The sequence below is a fragment of the Pseudomonas sp. KH_017 genome (assembly GCF_057840285.1).
The window spans coordinates 2,224,072-2,247,018 of the sequence record NZ_CM174509.1; the positions used below are offsets into that span (position 1 = coordinate 2,224,072).

Annotated in this window: 16 protein-coding genes; 11 read left to right on the forward strand and 5 right to left on the reverse strand. The window is 60.8% G+C overall.

The features are described 5' to 3' along the window. The first annotated feature begins 174 nt into the window (after positions 1–174). The 3 genes from AC3IT6_RS10090 (at position 175) to AC3IT6_RS10100 (ending at position 6,280) form a co-directional block, all read left to right on the forward strand. Positions 175–819 carry a GNAT family N-acetyltransferase gene (locus tag AC3IT6_RS10090; RefSeq protein ID WP_489355175.1) on the forward strand — a complete coding sequence of 215 codons (645 nt, stop codon included), beginning with the start codon at positions 175–177 and terminating at the stop codon, positions 817–819. Positions 820–884: 65 nt separating this feature from the next. Further along, on the forward strand, positions 885–2,612 hold the full coding sequence (locus tag AC3IT6_RS10095) for an autotransporter assembly complex protein TamA (RefSeq protein WP_489355177.1): 1,728 nt from the start codon (positions 885–887) through the stop codon (positions 2,610–2,612). Beyond that, a complete protein-coding gene (locus AC3IT6_RS10100; RefSeq protein WP_489355179.1) occupies positions 2,609–6,280 on the forward strand; it encodes a translocation/assembly module TamB domain-containing protein in 3,672 nt (1,223 codons plus the stop codon). Before AC3IT6_RS10095 ends, AC3IT6_RS10100 begins: the two co-directional genes overlap by 4 nt. A 181-nt stretch (positions 6,281–6,461) precedes the next feature. Here AC3IT6_RS10100 and lpxH read toward each other — a convergent pair whose 3' ends face one another. Beyond that, entirely contained in the window at positions 6,462–7,214 is a 753-nt protein-coding gene (gene lpxH, locus AC3IT6_RS10105; RefSeq protein ID WP_489355181.1) for a UDP-2,3-diacylglucosamine diphosphatase, read from the reverse strand. Further along, positions 7,211–7,714, reverse strand: a complete 504-nt coding sequence (locus tag AC3IT6_RS10110; RefSeq protein WP_046037821.1) for a peptidylprolyl isomerase — start codon at positions 7,712–7,714, stop codon at positions 7,211–7,213. The genes lpxH and AC3IT6_RS10110 overlap by 4 nt, the downstream gene beginning before the upstream one ends. A gap of 266 nt (positions 7,715–7,980) precedes the next feature. Between AC3IT6_RS10110 and AC3IT6_RS10115 the strand changes: the two genes are divergently transcribed. Both AC3IT6_RS10115 and cysS read left to right on the forward strand, forming a co-directional pair. Further along, positions 7,981–9,678, forward strand: coding sequence for a glutamine--tRNA ligase/YqeY domain fusion protein (locus tag AC3IT6_RS10115; protein WP_489355183.1), 1,698 nt, complete (start codon positions 7,981–7,983; stop codon positions 9,676–9,678). Between the two features lie 20 nt (positions 9,679–9,698). Then, entirely contained in the window at positions 9,699–11,081 is a 1,383-nt protein-coding gene (cysS, locus tag AC3IT6_RS10120; protein WP_007970481.1) for a cysteine--tRNA ligase, read from the forward strand. A gap of 217 nt (positions 11,082–11,298) precedes the next feature. On the opposite strand, the gene AC3IT6_RS10125 is transcribed toward cysS, so the two are convergent. Then, positions 11,299–13,131 (reverse strand): sigma-54-dependent Fis family transcriptional regulator, encoded by a 1,833-nt coding sequence (locus AC3IT6_RS10125; protein ID WP_489355185.1) that lies wholly within the window; start codon positions 13,129–13,131, stop codon positions 11,299–11,301. Between the two features lie 403 nt (positions 13,132–13,534). Here AC3IT6_RS10125 and AC3IT6_RS10130 point away from each other — a divergent pair, with 403 nt between their 5' ends. Genes AC3IT6_RS10130 through AC3IT6_RS10155 form a run of 6 tightly spaced genes read left to right on the forward strand, consistent with a single transcriptional unit; the run spans position 13,535 to position 19,488 of the window. After that, complete coding sequence (locus AC3IT6_RS10130) at positions 13,535–14,629, forward strand: ABC transporter ATP-binding protein (protein ID WP_489355187.1); 1,095 nt, start codon at positions 13,535–13,537, stop codon at positions 14,627–14,629. Next, complete coding sequence (locus AC3IT6_RS10135; RefSeq protein ID WP_489355189.1) at positions 14,629–15,744, forward strand: ABC transporter ATP-binding protein; 1,116 nt, start codon at positions 14,629–14,631, stop codon at positions 15,742–15,744. The genes AC3IT6_RS10130 and AC3IT6_RS10135 overlap by 1 nt, the downstream gene beginning before the upstream one ends. Beyond that, complete coding sequence (locus tag AC3IT6_RS10140) at positions 15,741–16,607, forward strand: carbohydrate ABC transporter permease (protein ID WP_008046507.1); 867 nt, start codon at positions 15,741–15,743, stop codon at positions 16,605–16,607. Before AC3IT6_RS10135 ends, AC3IT6_RS10140 begins: the two co-directional genes overlap by 4 nt. Before the next feature lie 7 nt (positions 16,608–16,614). Beyond that, positions 16,615–17,415, forward strand: a complete 801-nt coding sequence (locus AC3IT6_RS10145) for a carbohydrate ABC transporter permease (RefSeq protein ID WP_489355191.1) — start codon at positions 16,615–16,617, stop codon at positions 17,413–17,415. Positions 17,416–17,425: 10 nt separating this feature from the next. Next, positions 17,426–17,698, forward strand: coding sequence for a DUF2160 domain-containing protein (locus AC3IT6_RS10150; RefSeq protein ID WP_095943787.1), 273 nt, complete (start codon positions 17,426–17,428; stop codon positions 17,696–17,698). Positions 17,699–17,745: 47 nt separating this feature from the next. Beyond that, the gene (locus tag AC3IT6_RS10155; RefSeq protein WP_489355193.1) at positions 17,746–19,488 is read left to right on the forward strand and encodes an ABC transporter substrate-binding protein; all 1,743 of its coding nucleotides are present in this window, start codon (positions 17,746–17,748) and stop codon (positions 19,486–19,488) included. 433 nt (positions 19,489–19,921) lie between these two features. Here the strand turns inward: AC3IT6_RS10155 and nuoN are convergent, their stop codons facing one another. Further along, complete coding sequence (nuoN, locus tag AC3IT6_RS10160) at positions 19,922–21,385, reverse strand: NADH-quinone oxidoreductase subunit NuoN (RefSeq protein ID WP_458371031.1); 1,464 nt, start codon at positions 21,383–21,385, stop codon at positions 19,922–19,924. A gap of 7 nt (positions 21,386–21,392) precedes the next feature. Continuing rightward, on the reverse strand, positions 21,393–22,925 hold the full coding sequence (gene nuoM, locus AC3IT6_RS10165; protein WP_150725929.1) for an NADH-quinone oxidoreductase subunit M: 1,533 nt from the start codon (positions 22,923–22,925) through the stop codon (positions 21,393–21,395). Positions 22,926–22,947: the final 22 nt, after the last annotated feature.

A 22,947-nucleotide genomic window follows, 5' to 3' on the forward strand; every position in this document is an offset into this window, starting at 1 on the left:
AAAAGCAAGGCCGGCTCATCACCTGTGGGAGCGGGCTTGCTCCGGGCGGCGTTCCGACGAAGGCGATTTCATTGCCTACACTCATTGCGGATCTGTAAGGAACTGTGTCAGCGCCGACAGGCTCGTAACAACAAGAGCGCAGCCACCCGAGCTGTGCCGGGGAGATCAACCGTCATGCCCGAAACCGCCATCGCCGATATTCACATGCTCGACAGCGGCTACGCCCGCGAAGCGCGTTCGCTGCTGTACCAGGCTTATCGACACGAGCCGACCTTCGGCTATCTGTTCGAAGCCGAGCGCCCCGGCTATGAACAGCGGGTTCGCGCCACCGTGCGCGAACTGGTGAACCAGCATTTTCTCCAGGACCTGCCGGCCATCGGCCTGCTGGTCAACGACCGCTTGATTGGCATCGCCCTGATCGCACCGCCGCAACGCCGCCTCGGCGTCACCGAAAGTTGGGCCTGGCGCCTGCGAATGGTGCTCAGCACGGGATTTCGCTGCACCCGTCGCTACCTCGAATATCACGCTGCCGTGGAGGCCTGCGTGCCGAATGACTCGGTGCACGTCCTGCCGTTGCTGGGGGTTCATCCGCAGTTCCAGGGCAAACATTTCGGCGAGCAACTGTTGCAAGCCGTGCACAACTGGTGCGCCGTGGATGAGAACTCACAGGGCGTGATCCTCGATACCGGGAATCCTCGCTATCTGGAGTTCTATAAGCGCCAGGGCTATGAGGAAATCGGTGAAGTTGCCGTAGGACCGATTCGCGAGCACGTGTTTTTTCACCCCAATCCCCAGGTGTTACAAACAGCAACGGCTTGAGCGGCGAACTTTCCGGGCATGTCAGGCTCTATCACGCTCTCAAGCTCGTGATAGCATCCGCGCCTATGAAGTTTCCAGGAAGAATTACCAGCGGCGTACTGATGCTGATTACCAGCTGTGCGGCGCTGGCACAAAGTGAATTGGATGTACGGATCAAGCCGTCCAATGATGAGCTGAAAGCCAATATCGAAGGCTATATCGGCAGCCTCGGCGATCGCGATGAAGAAGCGTTGCTGCGCTTCAGCCGTGGCGCCGAAGAACAGGCGCGCAAGGCCGCGCAGGCCTTGGGCTATTACCAGCCGCACATCGATAGCGAGGTGAAGGGTGGCGACAAGCCGCGCCTGGTGCTGAAGGTCGACCCTGGCGAGCCGGTGCACTTGCGTAACGTCACGGTGCGTGTCGACGGTCCGGCAGCCTCCCTCAAGTCTTTTCGAATCCCCAAGAGCGACGCGCTCAAGCCCGGCGCCGTGCTCAATCATGGGCATTACGAGGACGCCAAGCGCCTGATCCAGAATCAGGCTTCGCGTTATGGCTTTTTCAGTGGCCGGTTCACCCGTTCAAAGTTGTCGGTCGACCCGCGTGCCGGTGTCGCCGATATCGAACTGATCTATGAAAGCGGTCCGCGCTATACCTTGGGCAAGGTCAGTTTCGAAGGCGATACACCGTTCGACAACGAGCTGCTGCAACGCATGGTGCCGTTCAAGACCGGCACGCCGTATGACTCGGAGCTGATCGCCGAACTCAATCAGAACCTGCAATCGAGCGGCTACTTCGAAGGCGTGCGCGTGGACGCGGCGCCCGCGGCGTCCAAGGACGATGCGATCCCGGTGGACGTCAAGCTCGAAACCCGCAAGCCCCGGACCATGGGCCTGGGCCTGGGTTTCTCCACCGACGTCGGTCCACGGGCCAAGGCCAACTGGACCCGGCACTGGGTCAACGCGCAAGGGCACAGTTATGGCTGGGAAACCGAAGTCTCGGCACCTCGGCAAAACGTCGGGCTGTTCTACGACATTCCGCTGGACCCGCCACTGACCGACAAACTGCGTTTTGCCGGTGGCTACCAGAATGAAGAAATCGCCGATAAGGAAAGCCACAGCAAGCTGCTGACCCTCGGCCCCGAGTGGCACAGCAAACTGCCCAGCGGCTGGCAACGGGTGGTGTCGCTGAAGTGGCAGCGCGAGGACTACCAACTGGGCGACGACTCGGGACTGAGTACCTTGCTGATGCCCGGTGTGAGCTATTCGTACCTCAAAAGCGACAACCGCATCGACCCGCACAACGGCTATCGCCTGCAATTCGAATCCAAAGTGGCCAAGGAAGGTTTGGGTTCCGACAGCAACCTGCTCTACGGCACGGCATTGGTCAAAGGCCTGACCACGGTGTTCGATAAACACCGCCTCCTCGGGCGGGTGCAGGTCGGCGGCAGTGCCACCAACGGCTTCAAATCGGTGCCGCCATCGCTGCGCTTCTTCGCCGGTGGCGATCAGAGCGTGCGCGGTTACGACTATCAGAGCCTGTCCCCGGAAAACTCCGACGGCGACCGCATCGGTGGTCGCTACATGGTGGCCGCCAGTGCGGAGTATCAGTATTCCGTCGCCGAAAAATGGCGGATCGCGACCTTTGTCGATCAGGGCAACTCCTTCAACACGCTCGAACTGCCGAACCTCAAGACCGGGGTCGGTATTGGCGTGCGCTGGGTCTCGCCGGTGGGGCCGATCCGCCTCGACCTGGCCCACGCGCTGGACGACGATGGCGGCATTCGACTGCACTTTTCCATGGGGCCTGAGCTGTGAAGCGTGGTTTGAAAGCAACACTGCTGACGATCGCGGCGCTGGTGGCAGTGGTTGTCCTGACGCTGTCTACGGTGCTGGGCACGGCGACCGGCAGCCGCTGGGCATTGGGTTTCGTACCGGGTTTGACCCTGGAAAACTTCCACGGCCGGCTGGGCGGGCAGTGGAGTGCCGAGCGGGTGCTGTGGCAGCAGGACAGCAACCGGGTTGAACTGAGCAAGGTGATTTTTGCCTGGTCGCCGTTGTGCCTGACGCGCATGACCCTGTGCATCGAGCAATTGCAGGCCGATCAGGTCAACCTGACGTTCCCGCCGGGTGCCGAAGAGCCAGACAGCGGCCCGATCACGCTCCCGGAGCTCAAGTTACCGTTGGCCATCGAACTGGGGGATATCAAGGTCGGCAGCCTGTTGTTCAACGGCAGCGAAGAACTCAAGGGTTTGCAACTGGCGGCGCACTGGACGACGAACGGTTTGAAGATCGACGCGGTGTCGATACAGCGCGATGACCTGAGCCTGAACCTGTCCGGACTGCTGCAACCCTCCGGCAACTGGCCCCTCAGCGCCTCCGGCAAGCTGACCCTGTTGTCGACGCCTGAGCCCCTGGCGCTGGCGCTGAAGGTCGACGGTGACCTGCTCAAGACCCTGAACCTGAAAGCCGACAGCAGCGGTTACCTCAACGGGCAACTGACCGGCGAACTGCAACCGCTGGTGGAAAACCTGCCGGCCAAGGTGCGGATCACCGCCGATGGCTTCAAGCCCAGTGCCGATCTGCCGGACACCCTGCAACTCAATCAGCTTGAACTCACCGGCACTGGCGACTTGAAGAACGGCTACGCGCTGCTCGGCAAAGCCACGCTGCCCGCCGAGCAAGGGCCAGTCGCCCTGACGCTGCAAGGCAAGGTCGACGCCAAGGGCGCACAGATCGCCGCGCTGGACCTGACCGCCAACGACAAGCAAAGCCTCAAGCTCACCGGACAGCTGGATTGGAGCAAGGGCCTGAGCGCCGAGGCGAAGATCGACTGGCTGGACTTCCCGTGGCACAGGCTCTATCCGCTCATCGACGAACCGCAGGTAGCGCTTCGCACGTTCACCGGCGAAGTCTCTTACACCGACGGCAAGTACCTCGGTCATTTCGACGCCGCGGCGGACGGTCCGGCCGGCGCCTTTACCCTGGCCAGCCCGTTCGCCGGCGACCTGACGAAAATCTACCTGCAACAGATTCAACTCCAGGCCGGGCAGGGCAAGGCTGAAGGGCACCTGAACCTGCAATTCGCCGATGGCATTGCCTGGGACACCGCGCTGGACCTGTCGGCGATCAACCCGGCGTACTGGGTCGCGGAGCTGCCGGGCACACTGGCCGGGCCGTTGCGCAGCACCGGCGAAATGAAGAATGACACGCTCAGCCTCAATGCCGACCTGGACCTCAAGGGCAAACTGCGCGGGCAACCGGCGGTGATCCAGGCCAAGGCCGATGGCCGTGGCGAGCAATGGAACCTCAACGCCCTGCAAGTTCGCCTCGGCGATAACAGCATCAGCGGCAAAGGCAGCCTGCAACAGAAACTCGCCGGCCAGATCGATCTCAAGCTGCCGCGCCTGGCCCAGCTCTGGCCGCAACTGCGCGGCCAGCTCAATGGCCGCGTGGATGTCGCCGGCACACTCAAGGCGCCCCAAGGCAAGCTTGACCTGCAAGGCTCGCAACTGGCTTTCCAGGACCATCGCCTGCAAAGCCTGAACCTGGACGCCACGCTGGACAGTGCGCAACGGGCGAAAATCGACCTCAAGGGCAGCGGCATCCGGGCGGGCGACACTTCACTGGGAACGCTGACCGCCAGCGGCCAGGGCGACATCAAGAACCAGAAGTTGAGCCTCGATCTGCAAGGGCCGAAGCTGAAACTGGCGCTGGGGCTGGACGGTGCGCTGGACAAAGGCAATTGGCGCGGACGCCTGGCCAGTGGCGATATCCAGGCCGGTGGCCAGGACTGGAAGCTGCAAGGGCCGGCGAAACTCGAACGCCTGGCGGACGGCAAAATCAACTTTGGCGCCCATTGCTGGGCATCCGGCCAGGCCAGCCTGTGCGGTGAAGACTCGCGCCTGATGCCCGAGCCGAAGCTGCGTTATCACCTCAAGCAATTCCCGATCGACAGCCTGGCGCAGTGGTTGCCGAAGGATTTTGCCTGGCAGGGCCGGCTCAACGCCGACCTGCAACTGGACCTGCCGGCCAGTGGCCCGAACGGCCAGGTCAGCGTCGATGCCGGCGGCGGAACGTTGCGCATCAAGGACAAGGACCAGTGGCTGGACTTCCCGTACCAGACCCTGAAACTCACCAGCAAACTCACGCCCAAGCGCATCGATACCGAGCTCAACTTCGTCGGCGGCAAACTCGGCGAGCTGATGGTGCAAGCGCAGCTCAATCCGTTGCCAAAGAACAAACCGTTGAGCGGCTCGTTCCGCTTGAGCGGGCTGGACCTGTCGGTGGCGCGACCGTTCGTGCCGATGGTCGAGAAACTGACCGGGCGCTTGAATGGCAGCGGCACGATTTCCGGTGGGCTGCTGGCGCCGCAGGTCAACGGCAGTCTGCAACTCAGCGACGGTCAGATTTCCGGGCCTGAATTGCCGATGGAGCTGAAAAACCTGCACGTTCAAGCGCTCATCGCCGGTGAAAGCGTAGAACTGAACGGCGGCTGGAACAGCGGCAAGGCCGGGCAGGGCAGCCTGAACGGCAACATCGCTTGGGGCCAGGCGCTGGTGGTGGACCTGGCGCTCAAGGGGTCGCAGTTGCCGGTCACCGTCGAGCCTTACGCCAAGCTTGAAGTCGCACCGGACCTGAAAATCTCGATGAAAGGCGACGAGTTGGCCATCGCTGGCAAAGTGCTGGTGCCCAGGGGCGAGATCACCATTCGCGAGTTGCCGCCATCGACGGTCAAGGTCTCCGATGACACGGTGATCATCGGTCAGCAAACCGAGGAGGGCAAACCGCCGCTGGCAATGAAGATGGACATCGAAGTGCTGGTCGGCGAGGACAAGCTGAGCTTTGCAGGATTTGGCCTGACCGCGAATGTGCAGGGGCATGTGCACATCGGCGACAACATGGACACCCGCGGCGAGCTGTGGCTCAACGACGGGCGCTATCGCGCCTACGGCCAGCGGCTTTCGGTGCGTCGGGCGCGCTTGCTGTTTGCCGGGCCCATCGATCAGCCGTACCTGGACATCGAGGCCATTCGCAAGACCGACGACATCATCGCCGGCATTCGTTTGAGTGGCAGCGCCGAGCAGCCGACTACACAGATCTTCTCCGAACCGGCCATGAGCCAGGAGCAGGCCTTGTCCTATCTGGTGCTCGGGCGTCCGCTGAGCAGCAATGGCGAAGACAACAACATGCTCGCCCAGGCGGCCCTCGGGTTGGGCTTGATGGGCAGCTCCGGGGTGACCAGTGGCATCGCCAAGAACCTGGGCATCCAGGACTTCCAGCTCGACACCCAGGGCAGTGGCGACGCCACCAGTGTGGTGGCCAGCGGCAATATTTCCGAGAAGCTCAGCCTGCGCTATGGCGTTGGCGTGTTCGAACCGGCCAACACCATTGCCTTGCGCTACAAGCTGAGTAAAAAGGTCTACCTCGAAGCCGCCGGCGGCGTGGCCAGTTCGCTGGACATCTTCTACAAGCGGGATTTTTAGACCCGCATTTCCTACAAAAGACCGAGTCGCCCCATTCGCGAGCAAGCCCGCTCCCACAGGTTCAGCGTGATCCCTGTGGGAGCGGGCTTGCTCGCGAAAGCGGTGGATCAGTCAATACAGATGTCGACTGACACACTGTCTTCGCAAGCAAGCTCGCTCCCACAGGGTTATCTGTTTGGCTTTAGTTGGCGGGTGCGGCGAGTTGCGGTGGCGGAGTGAAATCGAACGGCGCCAGCGCAAACCCTTGCTCATCCACCTGCAACGCCCACCCTTGACGATCCCAATCCCCCAGCACAATACGCCTGGCCGCTTGCTCGCCAAGCTGCAACTTGTGAATCGCGGGACGGTGGGTGTGCCCGTGGATCAAGGTATTCACGCCGTATTCCTGCATGATCCGCGGAATCTCTTCAGGCGTGACATCGACGATGTCGTTGGCCTTCATCCGCGTTTGCGCACGGCTTTCACTGCGCAGCTTGCGCGCCAGCTTGTGCCGGGTGTGCAGCGGCAGATGCCGCAGGATGAACAGGGTGATCGGGTGGCGCAGGTAGCGACGCAGCTTCATATAGGCTTCGTCGCGGGTGCAGAGGCTGTCGCCGTGCATCAGCAGCACCGGCTCGCCGTTGAGTTGCACGACACTCGGATCCCTCAACAAGGTGCAGCCGGCTGCTTTGCAGAAGGCCTTGCCCAGCATGAAGTCACGATTGCCGTGCATCAGGAAAATGGCCGTGCCGCTGTCGCTGAGGTCGCGCAGGGCCTGGCAGATGGAGCGCTGGAAGGGCGTCATGGCATCGTCGCCAATCCACACCTCGAAGAAGTCGCCCAGAATGTACAACGCACTCGCCGAACGGGCGCGTCCGGCGAGTAAATCCAGAAACGCCCGGGTAATGTCCGGGCGCTCCTCTTCCAGATGTAAATCTGAAATCAGCAGTATCACTCAATGATCTCGGCTTTCTCGATGATCACGTCGTCTGCTGGTACGTCCTGGTGGCCGGACTTGGAAGTGGTGGCCACGCCTTTGATCTTGTCGACAACGTCGGTGCCGGCGGTCACTTTACCGAATACCGCGTAGCCCCAGCCCTGAACGTTCTTGCCGCTGTGGTTCAGGAAGCTGTTGTCAGCCACGTTGATGAAGAACTGCGCGGAAGCCGAATGCGGCTCCATGGTGCGGGCCATGGCGACGGTGTACTTGTCGTTGGAAAGACCGTTGTCAGCTTCGTTCTGGATGCTTGGGCGCTTGTCTTTCTTTTCTTTCATGCCTGGCTCGAAACCGCCGCCCTGGATCATGAAGTTACCGATGACACGGTGGAAAACGGTGTTTTCGTAGTGACCGGCTTTAACGTACTCAACGAAGTTGGCCACGGTGATCGGGGCTTTGTCGGCGTTCAGTTCGAGGACGATGTCGCCATGGTTGGTAGTCAGTTTGACTTGGGTCATGATCGGTACTCTTTAGAGTTGAAGCATACTTAAGGAATTCGTGGTGTTGGAACATAGCGTTCCGCCACCGGTTCAGCCTTTTTGGCCAAGGTGCGCAGTTTAGCGTGCCAGACGCGAATTTCGAGGCTGTTTTTTCATTTACGGCCTATTAAATGCGACGGTTTACAGAGTGCGCTCTGTCAGGTACTTGACGGCATCGGCTATGATAGCGGCTTTGTTTTGTCCGGCCTTCATTACGGCCACGCACTTGTACGTTCAAGGATCCTATGAGCAAGCCCACTGTCGACCCTACCTCGAATGCCAAGACCGGCCCTGCCGTGCCGGTCAACTTCCTGCGGCCGATCATCCAGGCAGACCTGGACTCGGGCAAGCACACGCAGATCGTCACCCGTTTCCCGCCTGAACCCAACGGCTACCTGCACATCGGCCACGCCAAGTCGATCTGCGTGAACTTCGGCCTGGCCCAGGAGTTCGGCGGCGTCACGCACCTGCGTTTCGACGACACCAACCCGGCCAAGGAAGACCAGGAGTACATCGACGCGATCGAAAGCGACGTCAAATGGCTGGGCTTCGAATGGTCCGGCGAAGTGCGCTACGCCTCGCAGTATTTCGACCAGTTGCATGACTGGGCGGTGGAGTTGATCAAATCCGGCAATGCCTACGTCGACGACCTGACCCCGGAGCAAGCCAAGGAATACCGTGGCAGCCTGACCGAGCCGGGCAAGAACAGCCCGTTCCGCGACCGCAGCGTCGAAGAGAACCTGGACCTGTTCGCCCGCATGAAAGCCGGCGAGTTCAAGGACGGCGCACGGGTGCTGCGGGCCAAGATCGACATGGCCTCGCCGAACATGAACCTGCGTGACCCGATCATGTATCGCATCCGCCACGCTCACCACCACCAGACCGGTGACAAGTGGTGCATCTACCCGAACTACGACTTCACCCACGGTCAGTCGGACGCCATCGAAGGCATCACCCATTCGATCTGCACCCTGGAGTTCGAAAGCCACCGTCCGCTGTACGACTGGTTCCTCGACAACCTGCCAGTGCCGGCGCACCCGCGCCAGTACGAGTTCAGCCGCCTGAACCTGAACTACACCATCACCAGCAAGCGCAAGCTCAAGCAGCTGGTCGATGAAAAGCACGTCAACGGCTGGGACGACCCGCGCATGTCCACACTGTCGGGCTTCCGCCGCCGTGGCTACACGCCGAAATCGATCCGCAACTTCTGCGAAATGATCGGCACCAACCGTTCCGACGGCGTGGTCGACTTCGGCATGCTCGAATTCAGCATCCGTGACGACCTCGACCACAGCGCCCCGCGCGCCATGTGCGTACTGCGTCCGCTGAAAGTCGTGATCACCAACTACCCGGAAGGCCAGGTCGAGAACCTCGAACTGCCGTGCCACCCGAAAGAAGACATGGGCGTGCGCGCGTTGCCATTTGCCCGTGAAATCTACATCGACCGTGACGACTTCATGGAAGAGCCGCCGAAGGGCTACAAGCGCCTGGAGCCGGCCGGTGAAGTGCGCCTGCGCGGCAGCTACGTGATCCGTGCCGACGAAGCGATCAAGGACGCCGATGGCAACATCGTCGAACTGCGCTGCTCGTACGATCCGGACACCCTGGGCAAGAACCCTGAAGGCCGCAAGGTCAAAGGCGTGGTCCACTGGGTACCGGCTGCGGCCAGCGTCGAGTGCGAAGTGCGTCTGTACGATCGTCTGTTCCGTTCGGCCAACCCGGAGAAAGCCGAAGACAGCGCCAGTTTCCTGGACAACATCAACCCTGACTCGCTGCAGGTACTCACCGGTTGTCGTGCTGAGCCTTCGCTGGGCAATGCACAGCCGGAAGACCGTTTCCAGTTCGAGCGCGAAGGCTACTTCGTCGCCGATCTCAAGGACTCGAAACCAGGTCAGCCGGTATTCAACCGTACCGTGACCCTGCGTGATTCGTGGGGCCAGTGATTTAGCGTCAAGGAATAAACGTGCTTACGATCTACAACACGCTCACCAAGAGCAAAGAAGTCTTCAAGCCGCTCGATGGCAACAAGGTGCGCATGTACGTGTGCGGCATGACCGTGTACGACTACTGCCACCTGGGCCACGGCCGCAGCATGGTCGCGTTCGACCTGGTGACCCGCTGGCTGCGCTTCAGCGGTTACGACCTGACCTACGTGCGTAACATCACCGACATCGACGACAAGATCATCAACCGGGCCAACGAGAACGGTGAGTCGTTCGAAGCGTTGACCGAGCGCATGATCGCGGCGATGCACGAAGATGAAGCGCGCCTGAACATCAAGAAGCCGGACATGGAGCCGCGTGCCACCGATCACATCCCGGGCATGCACGCGATGATCCAGACCCTGATCGACAAGGGCTACGCCTACGCCCCGGGTAATGGCGACGTGTACTACCGCGTCGGCAAGTTCATGGGCTACGGCAAGTTGTCGCGCAAGAAGATCGAAGACCTGCGCATCGGCGCGCGCATCGAAGTCGACGAGTCCAAGCAGGACCCGCTGGACTTCGTGCTGTGGAAAGCCGCCAAGCCGGGCGAGCCGAGCTGGGAATCGCCGTGGGGCGCCGGGCGTCCGGGCTGGCACATCGAATGCTCGGTGATGTCCACCTGCTGCCTGGGCGAGACCTTCGACATTCATGGCGGCGGCAGCGACCTCGAGTTCCCGCACCATGAAAACGAAATCGCCCAGAGCGAAGCGGCCACCGGCAAGACCTACGCCAACGCGTGGATGCATTGCGGCATGATCCGAATCAATGGCGAGAAGATGTCCAAGTCCTTGAACAACTTCTTCACCATCCGCGACGTGCTCGACAAGTACCACCCGGAAGTCGTGCGTTACCTGCTGGTGTCGAGCCACTACCGCAGCGCCATCAACTACTCGGAAGACAACCTCAAGGACGCCAAGGGCGCCCTGGAGCGGTTCTACCACGCGTTGAAAGGCCTGCCGAACGTGGCACCGGCTGGCGGCGAAGCCTTCGTCGAGCGTTTCACCCAGGTGATGAACGACGACTTCGGCACGCCCGAAGCCTGCGCGGTGCTGTTCGAGATGGTCCGCGAGATCAACCGCCTGCGCGAGAGCGATCTGAACGCGGCGGCTGGTCTGGCAGCCCGTTTGAAAGAACTGGCCAGCGTGCTGGGTGTGTTGCAGCTCGAAGCTGATGACTTCCTGCAAGCCGGCGCCGAAGGGCGTGTCGATGCAGCCGAAGTCGAGGCGCTGATCGCTGCGCGCCTGGCAGCTCGGGCCGGTAAAGACTGGGCCGAATCCGACCGCATCCGCGACCAGCTCACCGCCATGGGCGTGGTGCTGGAAGACGGCAAGGGCGGCACGACCTGGCGTCTGGCTGACTGATAGATGTAATGCTTAAAAACAAAACCCGCCTTGTGCGGGTTTTTGTTTTTTGTGTCGCCTCGGGATTTTGTGGTGACAGGTCTAACGCTTTCGCGAGCAAGCCCGCTCCCACAGTTGATCTGTGGTGTGTTTGAGTTCCATGTACGACGCAATTCCCCTGTGGGAGCGGGCTTGCTCCGGGCGGCGTTCCGACGAAGGGGCCCGTTTGGCCAACCGGTCATTCAGTCTGGCGCAACCGCTTGTAAAGGGTATTGCGGCTGACCCCCAACCGCCGGGCCAGATATGAAATATTCCCCCCGGCCGCCTGCAATTGCCGGTTCAAATCCTCGGCATCATTCAGATCCACGGCCAACGGTTCCGGCGTATCGACCGGCTCCATTTCCAGGTCGACAAAAAAATCATCCGGCAAATGCTCCGGCTTTATCGGTTGTTCCTCGGCCATCGCCAGCGCTACCTGCATCACACTGCTGACCTGGCGCAGATTCCCCGGCCACGGGTGGCGGTCGAACAGTTCCAGTACCTCGCGGCTCAGTCCGGCCCATTGGCTGGGTTCGCGGTGCTGCTCCCACAATCGTTTGAACAGCGCCTCTTTATCGCTGCGTTCTCTTAACGGCGGCAGTTCCAGGGTCAGGCCGCCGATGCGGTAATACAGGTCTTCACGAAACCGCCCCAGTTGTACCTGTTCGCGCAACGAGCGATTGGTCGCGGAAATGATGCGCAAGTCCACGGGAAACAACTCGCTGCTGCCTACCGGCTGCACACAACGCTCCTGCAACACCCGCAACAGGCGTGCCTGGGTCGGCAGTGGCATGTCACCGATTTCATCAAGGAACAGCGTGCCTTTGTCAGCCTTGCGGATTAGCCCGATGCTGCCTTTCTGGTTGGCGCCGGTGAACGCGCCTTTCTCATAACCGAACAACTCGGACTCCACCAGTTCGGCGGGAATCGCTGCACAGTTGACGGCGATGAACGCTTGTTTGCTGCGTGAGCTGGCCTGGTGCAGGGCTTTGACGAACACTTCCTTGCCGACCCCGGTTTCACCGTGGATCAGCAATGGAATGTCTTTTTCCAGCAAACGTTCGGCCTGACGCACGGCTTTTTCCACGCGGCTGTCGCCGAAATGCAGGGTGTTGAGGTTGATGGCCACGGGTGCAGCTACAACCGGCTCGGCGAACACTCGGGGTTGAATTGATGCCTGTTTCGGCCGCTTCAACAGGCACTGGAAGCGGTTGCGCCCCGAGGTTTGCAGGGCGAAGGGCAGGCCGTCGGGCTGGTTCAGCAACTCCAGTAGCGAGACCTTGAACAGGCTTTCGACACTGACCCGCGACAGGCTGATGCCCAGCAGATTGTCGGCCCGGCGATTGGCCGACAGCACCTGGCCGGTCTCATCGAAGATCAGTAACCCGGCCCATTGGCTGTCGAGGTTGTTCAGCCCGGTGTTGAACGTCAGCTGGAAATGCTGGCCATGGAACAGGTTGAGGATCAGCCGGTTTTCCACGGTCTGGCTCATCATCTTGACCATGCCCAGGGTGTGGGAGGGCGGCAGGTAGCTGTCGCTGGAAACGTCCAGCACCGCGATCACCTTGCGCTCGGCATCGAAAATCGGCGCGGCGGAACCGGTCATGAAGCGGTTGGCCTTGAGGAAGTGTTCGTCGTGCTCGATATGCACCGCTTGTTCGCAGGCCAGGGCGGTGCCGATGGCGTTGGTGCCGGTGCAGCGCTCCATCCAACTGGCGCCGGCGCTGAAACCCCGGGCCAGTTTCGGTTCGATAAAGCGCTGGGTGCCCCAGGACGTGAGCACCTGGCCCTGGTGGTCGGCGAGCATGATCAGGCAATTGGAATTGCTCAGGATGTTCTCGTAGTAGGGCAGTACTTCCTGATGGGTGGTTTGCACCAGTGAATGCTGGCTCTCCAGCAGTTGCGCGATGCCCGCGGCCGGCAATTGGTCGAATGCCGGTGTGCTCTGATGACTGAGGCCGAACGCGCGGCAACGGGACCAGGAGTCCTGGATGATGGCGTCGTGGGACAACGGCGATGCGGGTGCGGCCATGGCAGTCAGTCTCTGAATCAGTATTTTTATTGTTGTTATGGGTAGCTCGGTATTACACCGAACTCCATGTGGGAGCGGGCTTGCTCGCGAAGGCGGTGTGTCAGACAGATCATCACTGAATGACACACCGCCTTCGCGAGCAAGCCCGCTCCCACAGGTTTTGCATTTATTTCAAGTTCTGGGAGAGGCAAAAAGCATCCGTAGAGTGTTGTTCACTATTGTTCACTGTCAATGGGTGAACTGTTCAATTGTTCATTTCCGATTGTTCATTTGTGTTCAGCAACGAACGCGGTTTTGCCGTCTTGTTCTGAAATTTCAAGCTGAATCAACAGCTTGAATTTTTTGGCACGGATGTCGCTATGTAGCTCCGGTCGCTTGACTCCAATAATAAAAAGGCCGAGCCATGTCACTCACCCTGGAGCACGTCAGCCGCACCGTCGAGGGCCAGACCTGGATCGACGATGCCAACCTGAGTTTTGAACCCGGATCGTTCAACGTTTTGCTGGGGCGCACCTTGTCCGGCAAAACCAGCCTGATGCGCCTGATGGCCGGCCTGGACAAGCCCGACAGCGGCCGCATCCTGATGAACGGCGTCGACGTCACCCAACGCCCCGTGCGTTTGCGCAATGTGTCGATGGTCTATCAGCAGTTCATCAATTACCCGACCATGACGGTGTTCGACAACATCGCCTCGCCGCTGCGTCAGGCCGGTGTATCCAGCGAAGTGATCCAGAGCAAGGTGCTGGAAACCGCGAAGATGCTGCGCATCGAGAAGTTTCTCAAGCGCTATCCGCTGGAGCTTTCCGGCGGTCAGCAACAACGCACGGCCATGGCCCGGGCGCTGGTCAAGGATGCCGAACTGATCCTGTTCGATGAGCCGCTGGTCAACCTCGACTACAAGTTGCGCGAAGAGCTGCGCCAGGAAATGCGCGAACTGTTCAAGGCGCGCCACACCATCGCGATCTACGCCACCACTGAGCCCAACGAGGCCCTGGCCCTGGGCGGCACCACCACCATTCTTCACGAAGGCCGGGTGATCCAGAGCGGCCAGTCGGCCTCGGTCTATCACCAGCCGCAAACGGTGCTGGCGGCGGAGCTGTTCTCCGAGCCGCCGATCAACCTGATGCCGGGACGCATTGCCGGCAACGAGGTGAGTTTCGCCAACTTCGTGCACTTTCCGCTGAACGTCGATCTGCGCCCGGTGGGCGAGGGCGAGTTCCGTTTCGGCGTGCGGCCCAGCCATATCTCGCTGGTGCCGAGCAACGACGATGACCTCGAATTGGCGGTGACCGTCGAAGTCGCGGAAATCAGCGGCTCGGAAACCTTCCTGCACGTGCGCAACGAGCATTTCCTGCTGGTGCTGCACTTGCCGGGTGTCCACGAATACGACGTCGATGCGCCGATCCGCATCTACATCCCGACCCATAAACTGTTTGTATTCGATACGCAGGGGCGGCTGGTCCAGGCGCCGGGCCGGCGTGTCACGAGGGTTGCCTGATGGCCGAAATCCGTTTGCAGAACCTCGCCCACAGCTACACCAAGACCCCGGCGGGACCAGAGGACTACGCGATCCGCGAGATGGACCACATCTGGGAGCAGGGCGGTGCCTACGCGTTGCTCGGTCCATCGGGCTGCGGCAAATCGACCTTGCTCAATATCATTTCCGGACTGCTCAGCCCGTCCCAAGGCCACGTGCTGTTCGACGGTAAAGCGGTCAACAACCTGACCCCGGAAAAGCGCAACATCGCCCAGGTTTTCCAGTTCCCGGTGGTCTACGACACCATGACGGTGTTCGACAACCTGGCCTTCCCGCTGCGCAATCAGGGCATGGCCGAGGCCCGGGTGCATAGCAAGGTGCAGGAAATCGCCGAAGTCCTCGACCTGCAGAACCTGCTGAGCAAAAAGGCGCGCAACCTCACCGCCGACGAAAAACAGAAAGTTTCCATGGGCCGCGGGCTGGTGCGCGACGACGTGTCGGCGATCCTGTTCGACGAGCCGCTGACGGTGATCGACCCGCACCTGAAGTGGAAACTGCGGCGCAAGCTCAAGCAGATCCACGAGCAGTTCAACATCACCATGGTCTACGTCACCCACGATCAACTGGAGGCCTCGACCTTCGCCGACAAGATTGCGGTGATGTACGGCGGGCAGATCGTGCAGTTCGGCACGCCAAGGGAATTGTTCGAGCGCCCGAGCCACACCTTTGTCGGCTACTTCATTGGCAGCCCCGGGATGAACCTGATCGAAGTGCAGCCGCAACCGGGCGGTGTCGGTTTCGCCTCGACTCACCTGCCGCTGTCCGAGGCCATGCAGCAGCGTATTGCTGAATCGGAGTGGAAAAACCTGAAGGTCGGCATTCGTCCGGAGTTCGTCCATGTGTGGGACGAAGCCTTTGATGACGCGCTGCAGGCAAAGGTCATACACGTCGAAGACCTGGGCACCTACAAGATCATGAGCCTCGACCTCGATGGCGCGCCCCTGAAGGTGCGCCTGGCCGAAGACAAACCGGTGCCGCAAGGCACGGCCTACATCAGTTTTCCAGCGCAGTGGCTGATGGTCTACGCCGATGAATTCCTGCTCGAAGCCAATGCCAACCAAGAGGCGCAGCCATGAACAAGGTGCAGAACAACAAGGCCTGGTGGCTGGTGCTGCCGGTGTTCCTGCTGGTGGCGTTCAGTGCGGTGATCCCGATGATGACCGTGGTCAACTATTCGGTGCAGGACATCTTCGACCAGTCCAGCCGCTACTTCGTCGGCGCCGACTGGTACAAGCAGGTGCTGCTCGATCCGCGCCTGCACGACTCGTTGCTGCGCCAGTTCATCTACTCGGCCTGCGTGCTGCTGATCGAAATCCCCTTGGGGATTGCGATCGCCCTGACCATGCCGACCAAGGGCCGCTGGTCGTCGGTGGTGCTGATCATCCTGGCGATTCCGTTGCTGATTCCGTGGAACGTGGTCGGCACCATCTGGCAGATCTTCGGCCGCGCCGATATCGGCCTGCTGGGGGCGAGTCTCAAGGCCATGGGCATCAGCTACAACTATGCGGCGAACACCATGGACGCCTGGGTCACCGTGCTGGTGATGGACGTCTGGCACTGGACCTCGCTGGTGGCGCTGTTGTGCTTCTCCGGCCTGCGGGCGATTCCGGATGTGTATTACCAGGCGGCGCGGATCGACCGGGCCTCGGCCTGGGCGGTGTTCCGGCACATCCAGTTGCCCAAGCTCAAGAGTGTGCTGCTGATCGCCGTGATGCTGCGCTTCATGGACAGTTTCATGATCTACACCGAGCCGTTCGTGCTCACGGGCGGCGGTCCGGGCAACTCCACGACCTTCTTGAGCCAGACCCTGACGCAAATGGCGATCGGGCAGTTCGACCTGGGGCCGGCCGCCGCATTCTCGCTGGTGTACTTCCTGATCATCCTGTTGGTGTCCTGGCTGTTCTACACCGCCATGACTCACTCCGACGCCAACCGCTGAGGCCATCATGAGCAAGAGAAAGCTGATTCCACTGCTGCTCTACATCCTGTTCCTGCTGGTGCCGATCTACTGGCTGCTGAACATGTCGTTCAAGAGCAACTCCGAAATCCTTGGCGGCCTGACGTTGTTCCCCCAGGACTTCACCTTCCACAACTACAAGGTGATCTTCACCGACCCGAGCTGGTACACCGGTTACCTCAACTCGCTGTACTACGTGAGCCTGAATACGGTGATTTCCCTGAGCGTGGCGCTGCCGGCGGCCTATGCGTTCTCGCGCTACCGCTTCCTCGGCGACAAGCACCTGTTCTTCTGGCTGCTGACCAACCGCATGGCGCCGCCGGCGGTGTTCCTGTTGCCGTTCTTCCAGCTGTATTCCTCGATCGGCTTGTTCGATACCCACATCGCCGTGGCCCTGGCCCATTGCCTGTTCAACGTGCCGCTGGCGGTGTGGATTCTCGAAGGCTTCATGTCCGGCGTGCCCAAGGAAATCGACGAAACCGCCTACATCGATGGCTACAGCTTTCCCAAGTTTTTCGTGAAGATTTTCATCCCGCTGATCGGCTCCGGCATCGGCGTGACGGCGTTCTTCTGCTTCATGTTTTCCTGGGTCGAACTGTTGCTGGCGCGAACCCTCACCTCGGTCAACGCCAAGCCGATTGCAGCGGTAATGACCCGTACCGTCTCGGCATCCGGCATTGACTGGGGCGTGCTGGCGGCGGCGGGGGTGTTGACCATCCTGCCGGGCATGCTGGTGATCTGGTTTGTTCGCAACCACGTGGCCAAGGGCTTTGCCCTGGGCCGGGTATGAGGAACTGATGATGGAATGGATGAGTTGGACCGTCCCGACGGCTGCATTCTTCAGCGTGATTGCCCTGATCCTGGTGGTCATGACCACTTGGGAATTGCGTTCGCCGAGCATCCTTCGGCGTGGTTTTCTGCCGATTGCCACCACCCGTGGCGATCGCTTGTTCATCGGTCTTCTCGGCAGCGCCTACCTGCACTTGCTGGTAATCGGCGTCACCGACTGGAGCATCTGGGTCGCCTTCGCGATGTCCCTGGTGTGGCTGTTGGCTGTGATGCGTTGGGGCTAGTCGAATCGCTCGGCAATGTTGCTCCGAAACTTAAACAGGAGGTCTCTATGTTCGACAAAAACAATAAGCTGCGACATAGCATTTCATTGGCAGCCATGCTGGCACTCAGCGGTTTGAGCGCGTCTGCCTGGGCCGATGCCTATGAAGACGCCGCGAAGAAATGGATCGGCAGTGAATTCAAGCCATCCACCCTGACGGCCGATCAACAACTCGAAGAGCTGAAGTGGTTCATCAAGGCGGCCGAGCCGTTTCGCGGGATGAGCATCAAAGTGGTCTCGGAAACCATCGCCACCCACGAGTACGAATCCAAGGTGCTGGCCAAGGCCTTCACCGAGATCACCGGGATCAAGCTGACCCACGACCTGCTGCAGGAAGGCGACGTGGTGGAAAAGCTGCAGACCCAGATGCAATCGGACAAGAACATCTATGACGGCTGGGTCAACGACTCGGACCTGATCGGTACGCACTTGCGCTACGGCAAGACCGAATCGATCACCGACCTGATGGCCAACGAGGGCAAGAACTTCACCTCGCCGACCCTCGACATCAAGGACTTCATCGGCATCTCCTTCACCACCGCGCCGGACGGCAAGATCTATCAGTTGCCCGACCAGCAGTTCGCCAACCTGTACTGGTTCCGCGCCGACTGGTTCGAGCGTGCGGACCTGAAGGCCAAGTTCAAGGAAAAGTACGGCTACGAGTTGGGCGTACCGGTGAACTGGTCGGCCTATGAAGACATCGCCAAGTTCTTCAGCGAAGACGTCAAGGAAATCGACGGCAAACGCGTCTACGGGCACATGGACTACGGCAAGAAAGACCCGTCGCTGGGTTGGCGTTTCACCGATGCCTGGTTCTCCATGGCCGGCGCTGGCGATAAAGGCATACCCAACGGCTTGCCGGTGGACGAGTGGGGGATCCGCGTCGAGGATTGTCATCCGGTCGGCTCCAGCGTGACCCGCGGTGGCGACACCAACGGCCCGGCAGCCGTGTATGCGACCACCAAGTACGTTGACTGGATGAAAAAATACGCGCCACCGGAAGCGGCGGGTATGACTTTCTCCGAATCAGGTCCCGTGCCATCCCAGGGCAACATCGCCCAGCAGATCTTCTGGTACACCGCGTTCACTGCCGACATGACCAAACCGGGCCTGCCGGTGATGAATGCCGACGGCACGCCGAAATGGCGCATGGCGCCTTCGCCGAAAGGTCCGTATTGGGAGGAGGGCATGAAGCTCGGTTATCAGGACGCTGGTTCCTGGACGTTCATGAAGTCCACACCTGAGAAGCAAAAACTCGCGGCCTGGCTCTACGCGCAGTTCGTGACCTCGAAAACCGTGTCGCTGAAGAAAACCATCGTCGGCCTGACGCCGATCCGCGAATCGGACATCAACTCGCAAGCCATGACCGACCTGGCGCCGAAACTCGGTGGCCTGGTGGAGTTCTACCGCAGCCCGGCCCGCGTGCAATGGACCCCGACCGGGACCAACGTGCCTGATTATCCTCGCCTGGCGCAGTTGTGGTGGAGCCACATCGCCGAAGCCGCCAGCGGCGAGAAAACCCCGCAACAGGCGCTGGACGGCCTGGCCAAGGATCAGGACGCAATCATGACCCGCCTGGAACGCTCGAAGGCACAAGCCACCTGCGCCCCGAAAATGAACCCCGAGCGCGATGCGCAGTACTGGTTCGACCAGCCGGGCGCACCGAAGCCGAAACTGGCGAACGAGAAGCCGAAAGGCGAGACCGTGAGCTACAGCGAACTGCTGAAATCGTGGGAGGCGGCGCGTAAGTAAAGTGATTGGACTGTAAAAGGCGAACGGCACCGGAAGGTGCCGTTCGCGTATGTGCCTGTTCCGCCGCTATCGCGGGCAAGCTCGCTCCCACAGTTATTTGCAGGTGTTCACAATTTGTGTGCCCACAGAAGATCCCTGTGGGCGAGCCTGCTCGCGATAGCGGACTGGCATTCAACACTGATGTCGGCTGGTTCGACGCCTTCGCGGGCAAGCCCGCTCCCACAGGTTTTGTGTCGTACACAAAATCTGAGGCTATCCTCGGTCAGTGTGGGAGCGGGCTTGCCCGCGAAGAGGCCATTGAGGACAGTAGGGCTCTCTGAACAGCATTACTTCTCAAAAACAATGACCCGTGGCGAGGGAGCAAGCTCCCTCGCCACAAAAAACGGCACCCGAAGGTGCCGTTTCTGTTTTCTACTCAGTGTCGCTCAGGCGATCAACCCGCCAACCCCGATTGTTGAACCAGGTTCAACAGCGGCTGCGGATACAGCCCGAGGAAAAACGCCAGTACCGCAATCGCCAGCAGCATCACGCCGCCCGCACGTTGTTCCCAATGCAGTTGGGCGTCGACGCGACGCAGGTTTGGCTCGATCAGGAACAGGGTGACCATCACGCGAAGGTAGTAGAAGACGCCGATGGCGCTGCCCAGTACCAGGGAACCGACCAGCCACCATTGGTGCGACTCGACACCGGTGGCGATGATGTAGAACTTGCCGATGAAGCCCGCGGTCAGCGGGATACCGGCCAGGGACAGCATCATCACGGTCAGTACGGCGGTCAGGTACGGACGGCGCCAGAACAGGCCGCGGTATTCGTACAGGGCGTCTGCGTCACGGCCTTTGTACGGCGAGGACATCAGGGTGATCACACCGAAGGCGCCGAGGCTGGTGATGACGTAGGTGACCAGGTACACGCCGATGGCTTCCACGGCCAGACCCTTGCTCGCCACCAGGGCGATCAGCAGGTAGCCGAAGTGAGCGATGGACGAGTAACCCAGCAGACGCTTGAGGTTGCTCTGGGTCAGTGCCAGCAGGTTTCCGAACAGGATCGACGCGATGGCGATGATGGTCAGCACGTTGCTCAGCACGCCGCTGCTCGCCACTGGCGAGATCTGGAACAGGCGCACCATCACCGCGAACACCGCAACTTTGGAGGCGGTAGCCAGGAACGCTGCCACCGGCGCCGGAGCACCTTCGTAAACGTCTGGAGTCCAGAGGTGGAACGGCACCAGCGACAGCTTGAACGCCAGGCCGATCAGCATCATGCCCAGGCCCAGTTGAGCCAGCGAGCTTGGCATGCCGGTGGCCGCCAGCGCCTGACCGATGCCGACGAAGCTCAGGGAGCCGGAGTCAGCGTAGAGCAGGGCCATACCGAACAACAGGAACGCGGAACCGGCCGCCGACAGCACCATGTACTTGATACCGGCTTCCAGCGAGCGCTTGTTGAAGAAGGCATAAGCCACCAGACCGTAGACCGGTACCGAGAGCAGTTCCAGACCGACGAACAACCCGGCCAGGTGCTGCGCGCTGACCAACACCAGGCCACCGGCAGCGGCCATCAGGATCAGCAGGTAAAGCTCTTCACGGTTGCCCGGGTAACCTGTGCCGCCATCGCCGAGGTAGGCGTGGGCGAGGGTCACACAGGCGAGGGTGGCGACCAGGATCAGCGCCATGTACAGGCAGGCGAAGCTGTCGATCTGCAACAATGGAGTCACGGCCAGGGGCGCGACTTTCAAGGCAGGCAGGATCGACAGCAATGCCAGGTTCAGACCCGCCACCGACAGCAGGAAGGTCTGGGAGTGGTTGCGGCGCCAGGCAATCGCCAGCATCACCACGATGATCGTGGCGCTGGTGATCAACAACGGCGCAAGCGCGATAAAGTGTTGAGTCGTGAATTCCATAGCGCTCTTACCGGGCCGAAGCGAGTTGAGTGAAGGCGGTGCCGATCCACTGCTGCACGCCATGCATCGTAGCGGCAGAGGTGTCGAGGAACGGTTGCGGGTAAACACCGATGTAGATCACCAACGCCGCAAGACCGGCTACCATGATCAGTTCGCGACCGTCCATGCCATGCAGCACCGCGTCCGATTTGGACGGGCCGAAGAAGGCACGGTGGATCATGATCAGCGAGTAGACCGAACCGAACACCAGGCCGGACGTCGCGATCACGGTGACCCATGGGGCACTGGCAAAGGTGCCGATCAGGATCAGGAACTCTCCGACGAAGTTACCGGTCGCCGGCAAGCCCAGCGACGCGGCGGCGAAGAACAGGCTGAGGGCTGGCAGGTAAGCGATCTTCGACCACAGGCCACCCATTTCACGCATGTCGCGAGTGTGGGTGCGTTCGTACAACTGGCCGCTCAAGATAAAGAGTGCCGCGGCCGACAGGCCGTGGGCCAGCATCTGCATCACTGCACCCTGCAGCGCCAGTTGGCTGCCGGAGTAGATGCCGATCAGTACGAAGCCCATGTGGGAAACGGACGAGAAGGCAATCAGACGCTTGATGTCAGTTTGCGCGAAGGCCAGGAACGCACCGTAGAAGATCCCGATCAGACCCAGGGTCATGGCGATCGGCGCAAACTCGGCCGACGCATTCGGGAACAGCGGCAGGGCGAAACGCAGCAGACCGTACGCAGCAGTCTTCAGCAAGATACCGGCGAGGTCGACGGAACCTGCGGTCGGCGCCTGGGCGTGAGCGTCAGGCAGCCAGGAGTGGAACGGTACGACCGGCAACTTGACCGCGAAGGCGATGAAGAAGCCGAGCATCAGGATGTACTCGGTGGTCAGCGACATCTTGGTTTTCAACAGATCGGCGTAGTTGAAGGTAATCACGCCGGTGTCGTTGAAGTTGACCAGTACCAGGCCCAGGATCGCCACCAGCATGATCAGGCCGGAAGCCTGAGTGAAGATGAAGAACTTGGTCGCCGCGTAGATCCGGGTTTTCTTGCCGTCCGAAGAACTGTGACCCCAGAGCGCGATGAGGAAGTACATCGGCACCAGCATCATTTCCCAGAAGAAGAAGAACATGAACAGGTCGAGGGCGAGGAACACGCCGACGACGCCGCCCAGGATCCACATCAGGTTCAGGTGGAAGAAGCCCACGTGACGCTGGATCTCTTTCCACGAGCAGAGTACCGAGAGGACACCCAGCAGACCGGTCAGCAGGATCATCAACAGCGACAGGCCGTCGAGGGCCAGGTGCACATTGATGCCGAAACGCTGGATCCAGACGTGTTTGAACTCAATCACCCAGGTCGGATCGGCGCCTGGCGCCGGGGCAAATGAATAGTCACCGTTGGCCCACAGCCAGAGGCCGAGGGAGAGCAGCAGGGACATGGTGATCAGCGCAATCCAGCGCGGGAGGGTGGCGCCGAAGCGCTCACCCATCCAGCACAGCAGGCCGCCGATGAAGGGGATCAGGATTAGCCAGGGCAGAATCATGACGGGCTCGTTTCCTTTCGCA